At 69.0% G+C, this 3,936-nt stretch carries 6 protein-coding genes; all 6 read right to left on the bottom strand.

Annotation, left to right across the window (positions count from 1 at the left end; translation table 11 throughout):
* Positions 1 to 405: RNA methyltransferase substrate-binding domain-containing protein (locus U9978_RS18125; RefSeq protein WP_322762322.1), on the bottom strand; the 405-nt coding region annotated here is incomplete at its 3' end.
* A 34-nt stretch (positions 406 to 439) separates the two neighbouring features.
* On the bottom strand, positions 440 to 835 hold the full coding sequence (gene rplT / locus U9978_RS18120) for a 50S ribosomal protein L20 (RefSeq protein WP_322762321.1): 396 nt from the start codon (positions 833 to 835) through the stop codon (positions 440 to 442).
* 87 nt (positions 836 to 922) lie between these two features.
* Positions 923 to 1,117 (bottom strand): 50S ribosomal protein L35, encoded by a 195-nt coding sequence (rpmI, locus tag U9978_RS18115; protein ID WP_239311477.1) that lies wholly within the window; start codon positions 1,115 to 1,117, stop codon positions 923 to 925.
* A 43-nt stretch (positions 1,118 to 1,160) separates the two neighbouring features.
* Positions 1,161 to 1,745: a translation initiation factor IF-3 gene (gene infC, locus U9978_RS18110; RefSeq protein ID WP_416211027.1), complete on the bottom strand. Its 585-nt coding sequence runs from the start codon at positions 1,743 to 1,745 to the stop codon at positions 1,161 to 1,163.
* 344 nt (positions 1,746 to 2,089) lie between these two features.
* On the bottom strand, positions 2,090 to 2,512 hold the full coding sequence (locus U9978_RS18105) for an SseB family protein (RefSeq protein WP_322762319.1): 423 nt from the start codon (positions 2,510 to 2,512) through the stop codon (positions 2,090 to 2,092).
* A gap of 29 nt (positions 2,513 to 2,541) precedes the next feature.
* The gene (locus tag U9978_RS18100; RefSeq protein ID WP_322762318.1) at positions 2,542 to 3,744 is read right to left on the bottom strand and encodes a hypothetical protein; all 1,203 of its coding nucleotides are present in this window, start codon (positions 3,742 to 3,744) and stop codon (positions 2,542 to 2,544) included.
* Between the last annotated feature and the right edge of the window lie 192 nt (positions 3,745 to 3,936).

Below are 3,936 nucleotides of genomic sequence, written 5' to 3'. Positions count from 1 at the left end.
GGCGTCCGCGGATCTGATGATCGTCCCGGCATTGCCCGGATCGCGAGTGTCGAGGCAGATCGCCACCAGCCGGGGTTGGTCGAGGTCTGCGACCCGGTGGCCTGGGCAGTCAGCCAGCCCAACCACGCCCTGAGGCGTCACTGTCTCGGACAGTGACGCCACTGCGTCATCCGATATGATCCGCACCGGTATCCCCGCTCCGTCTACAAGGGCCGCGTACCTGCTCATCGCCGACGAACCAACGAAGATCTCGTGCAGTGCCCCGACCGCGAGCCCCGCTGTGACCGCCTGGGGCCCCTCAACCAGAAACTGACCGCGGAGGCGACGGGTCGCCGGGCGGCGCAGACGCCGCGCGTCGAGAACCCGCGACGAGCGCGGGCCAGCCGGGTCAGGGACCACCGACATCAATTCGGATACGGGTACCGTCCGACGCGATCGATCAGGCGGCCGACGTCTCCGCCGGACTGACCGGCGGCGCCGTCGGCAGGGCAGCGCGGGCGACCTCGACGAGCGCGGTGAACGCGGCCGGGTCCGTCACCGCGAGATCGGCGAGGATCTTGCGGTCGACGTCCACCTCGGCCAGCCGCAGCCCCTGGATGAACCGGTTGTAGGTCATCCCGTTCGCCCGCGCGGCAGCGTTGATCCTGGCTATCCACAGCTGCCGGAAGTCGCCCTTGCGAGCTCGCCGGTCACGGTAGGAGTAGGCCATCGAGTGCAGGACCTGCTCCTTGGCCTTGCGGTACAGCCGAGAGCGCTGCCCCCGGTACCCGCTGGACTGCTCGAGCACCGTCCGGCGTTTCTTCTGGGCGTTGACCGCCCGCTTGACCCTTGCCATGAGGGGGAAACTCTCCTTCAGTCGTGCCTGTCGGCACCGCGTTGCACCGCTCCCAACCGGTGGGAGCGGTTCGAGGGCGAGCGGTGGTCAGCGCGCCAGCAGCTTCTTGATACGTCCCTCGTCCGCCGGGCTGAGCGTCACCTCGTTGTACAGCCGCCGGGTACGCCGGCTGGACTTGTGTTCCAGCAGGTGGTTGCGGTTGGTCCGGCGGCGCATCACCTTGCCTGTTCCGGTGATTCTGAACCGCTTGGACGCGCCGGTGTGGGTCTTCATCTTGGGCATCTGGAGATCCTGCAATCAGTGGTGGTCGTCAACGGCATGCTGGTCAGACCAGTCCGGCCGGCTCTGGCGCACGCTGAGGTCGGGACCCCTTGTGCGGTGCCATCACCATGGTCATGTTCCGGCCATCCTGCTTGGGCTGAGCCTCGACGTAACCGAGCTCCGCGACATCGCTCGACAATCGTTGCAGAAGCCGGATGCCGAGCTCGGGCCGGGACTGCTCCCGTCCGCGGAACATAATCGTAATCTTGACTTTGTCGCCGGCCCGCAGGAACCGGACCACGTGACCCTTCTTGGTCTCGTAGTCGTGCGGATCGATCTTCGGCCGAAGCTTCATTTCCTTGATTACCGTCTGGACCTGGTTCTTACGAGCCTCACGACGCTTCTGGTCGGACTCGTACTTGAACTTCCCATAGTCCATGAGCTTGCAGACCGGCGGGCGGGCCGTCGGAGCGACCTCAACCAGGTCGAGATCGGCCTCCTGGGCCAGCCGCATAGCCTCGGCAATGGCCACAATGCCGATCTGCTCGCCTTCGGGCCCAACCAGGCGCACCTCGGGCACCCTGATCCGGTCGTTAATACGTGACTCTGCGCTGATGTGGTTCCCTCCGTGGACTCGACGCGCGGGCATGACCTGCCGCTGCGGAGCCCTGCACCCAGCGAGACTGGGCACCCGGCCGATACGCCGTCACACAACGGCTCGGCCGACCGGCGACCCGGCCGCCGAAGTTGCGACGTCGGGTGGGAGGCAAGCCTCCGCTTGGCCTTGTCACTACTGGAAGGAATCGCTACGAGACTCCGGCCCGGGTGACAAGCGGTCGACCCACAGCCTAGCAGAGCGGGCCGGATGCGACGATCAGTTGACCGTGGGATATGGAGTCCCTGCCGATCGGGCCCAACGGCCCGCAAGGGGTACTCCATCCAAAAGCGGTCAATCCGCCACGCGCGCATCGGCCGATATCCGTCGGACAGGCATCAGAGCGCGGCGATCCGCTCCAACAACTCACCGTCGACGGTAGCCATCGCCGGTCCGGCGATGTCGAGCACGACCGCGCTGTGGCCGTCGCGCACGGCCTGGGCACACAGGGCATGACCGGGCACTGCGACCGGCCTGGCCGCCCGGCGCCACCGGGCCAGCGTGTCGACACCGCTGAACGCCGGAATCGCGGTGGCGCCGGAGGGCACCCAGAGCGTCACCAGAACCATCTCGGACGCCTTGTCTGCGCCGGTGAGGGCATCGGCATCGGTCAGTCGGGCCTCGATCGCGACGAACACCCGAGCCCGGGCCAGCGCGGTCGCGACCGACTGCTCGTCCCCGGCATCCAGTGCGGCGCGCAACGCACCGTCCGCACCACCGTGATCACCCTGCCCGGATGGCGTCAGCAACTCCCGCTTCACCGGTCGACCCTATTGCCCCCGGACCGACTTCACGCCGGAAGGCGATCAACCGGAGGCTGCCAACCGGAGGCTGCGTCCACGGCGGCAGCGAGCTCGCCGAAGGCCGCCCTGGTGCGGCGACGCAGGCCCGACCAGGTGAACGGGACGCCGTCGACCAGCGCCGGATCGAACGGGACGACGACAACGGCCCCCGCCCGATCGGAGAGCCGTGCCAGGCGACGGCGGGCCCGGGCCGACCAGCGGATCGGGACGGTCTCCACTACCGCGACCACCAGCGAGCCGTCAGCTCCACTCCATGCGGTGCCGGCGACATCGGGGCCGGCGAGTGTCACCAGGACGTCGTCTGCAGCCGAAAGATCAACAAGGTCGGCCCGCGTCGCCACCACGACCGTGTCGGCGCGGGACGACGCAGCCGCGGGCAGCGGCTGATCCCAGCCTGGAGGTCCGTCGACCAGCACCACCTCATACCAGACCGCCAACACGTCCTGGGCACGGCCGGCCTGCTCGGCACACACGTCCACCGCGATGACCCGGTCGCGGCGGGACGCAGCGAGAGCCATCCCGAGACCGGCCGCGGCCATGCGTCCAGCACCACCACTGAACCCGCCGACATGCACCCGTAGACAATTGACCATCGCAGTGGCGGGGTCGGCGCCGGTCGAACCGTCGGCCGCCACGGTCTCCGGGATCTCCCCAGCTTCCGGCAACGCGACATCAGGCCAGGTGAGCTCCGGCGACAACGTCTCCGGGGAGCCCGCGGGCACTGGATCAGCCGCCGGTATGTCCACGGCTGCTATGTCCACGGCCGGCAGGAAGAGCCCCACGTCCGGGGTCCAGCCAGCCAATGCCGGTGCCGGCACCAGCAGTCGTGGCTGGTCCGGCCGTGGCTGGTCCGGCCGTGGCTGGTCCGGCCGTGGCTGGTCCGGCCGTGGCTGGCCTGGCCGTGGCTGGCCTGGCCGTGGCTGGCCTGGTCGGGCCGGCGTCGCGAGCGGAGCCGGAGCGCGCGTGCCGATCCGTGACCGGCCGGGTCGCCGGCTCACGGTCGCCTCGCGGTCGTCATCCTCGCCGGGCATGCGCAGACCGAGCAGGGACACGGGCCGCGCGTCACCGACATCCGCCGCGAACACCGCGCCGGGTCGCAACTGCCGACCATCACCGGTGTTCTGAACCTCGCCGGTTTCCCGCTGTGCACCCGGCCGGTCACCGTTCTCGTCCGGCCCTCGCGCCGTCATTGCGCCCACCACCGCCTCCCGTCCCCACGGGGACCCCGCCATGTGCGACCGGGGTCTACCGCCGGAACTTGGTGGCCACCTGATTGATCAGGGCCTCCGGCGGCGCTGAGTACACGGTATGCGGTAGCCATTACGGACAAGAGTCCCCGTCACCGAACAGAGTTACAAGGTTGGCCTGAATCGACCATCCGG

The organism is Protofrankia sp. Cr2, from assembly GCF_963555885.1.
In the GTDB taxonomy this organism is placed as follows: domain Bacteria; phylum Actinomycetota; class Actinomycetes; order Frankiales; family Frankiaceae; genus Protofrankia.
Note: the sequence above shows the minus strand (reverse complement) of the source record. Positions and strands in the feature narration are given on the sequence as shown.

Coding starts and splice junctions, on each gene's coding strand:
- U9978_RS18100 (WP_322762318.1), bottom strand. CDS start 3,744: ATGACGGCGCGAGGGCCGGACGAGAACGGTGACCGGCCGGGTGCACAG.
- rpmI (WP_239311477.1), bottom strand. CDS start 1,117: ATGCCCAAGATGAAGACCCACACCGGCGCGTCCAAGCGGTTCAGAATC.
- rplT (WP_322762321.1), bottom strand. CDS start 835: ATGGCAAGGGTCAAGCGGGCGGTCAACGCCCAGAAGAAACGCCGGACG.
- infC (WP_416211027.1), bottom strand. CDS start 1,745: ATGCCCGCGCGTCGAGTCCACGGAGGGAACCACATCAGCGCAGAGTCA.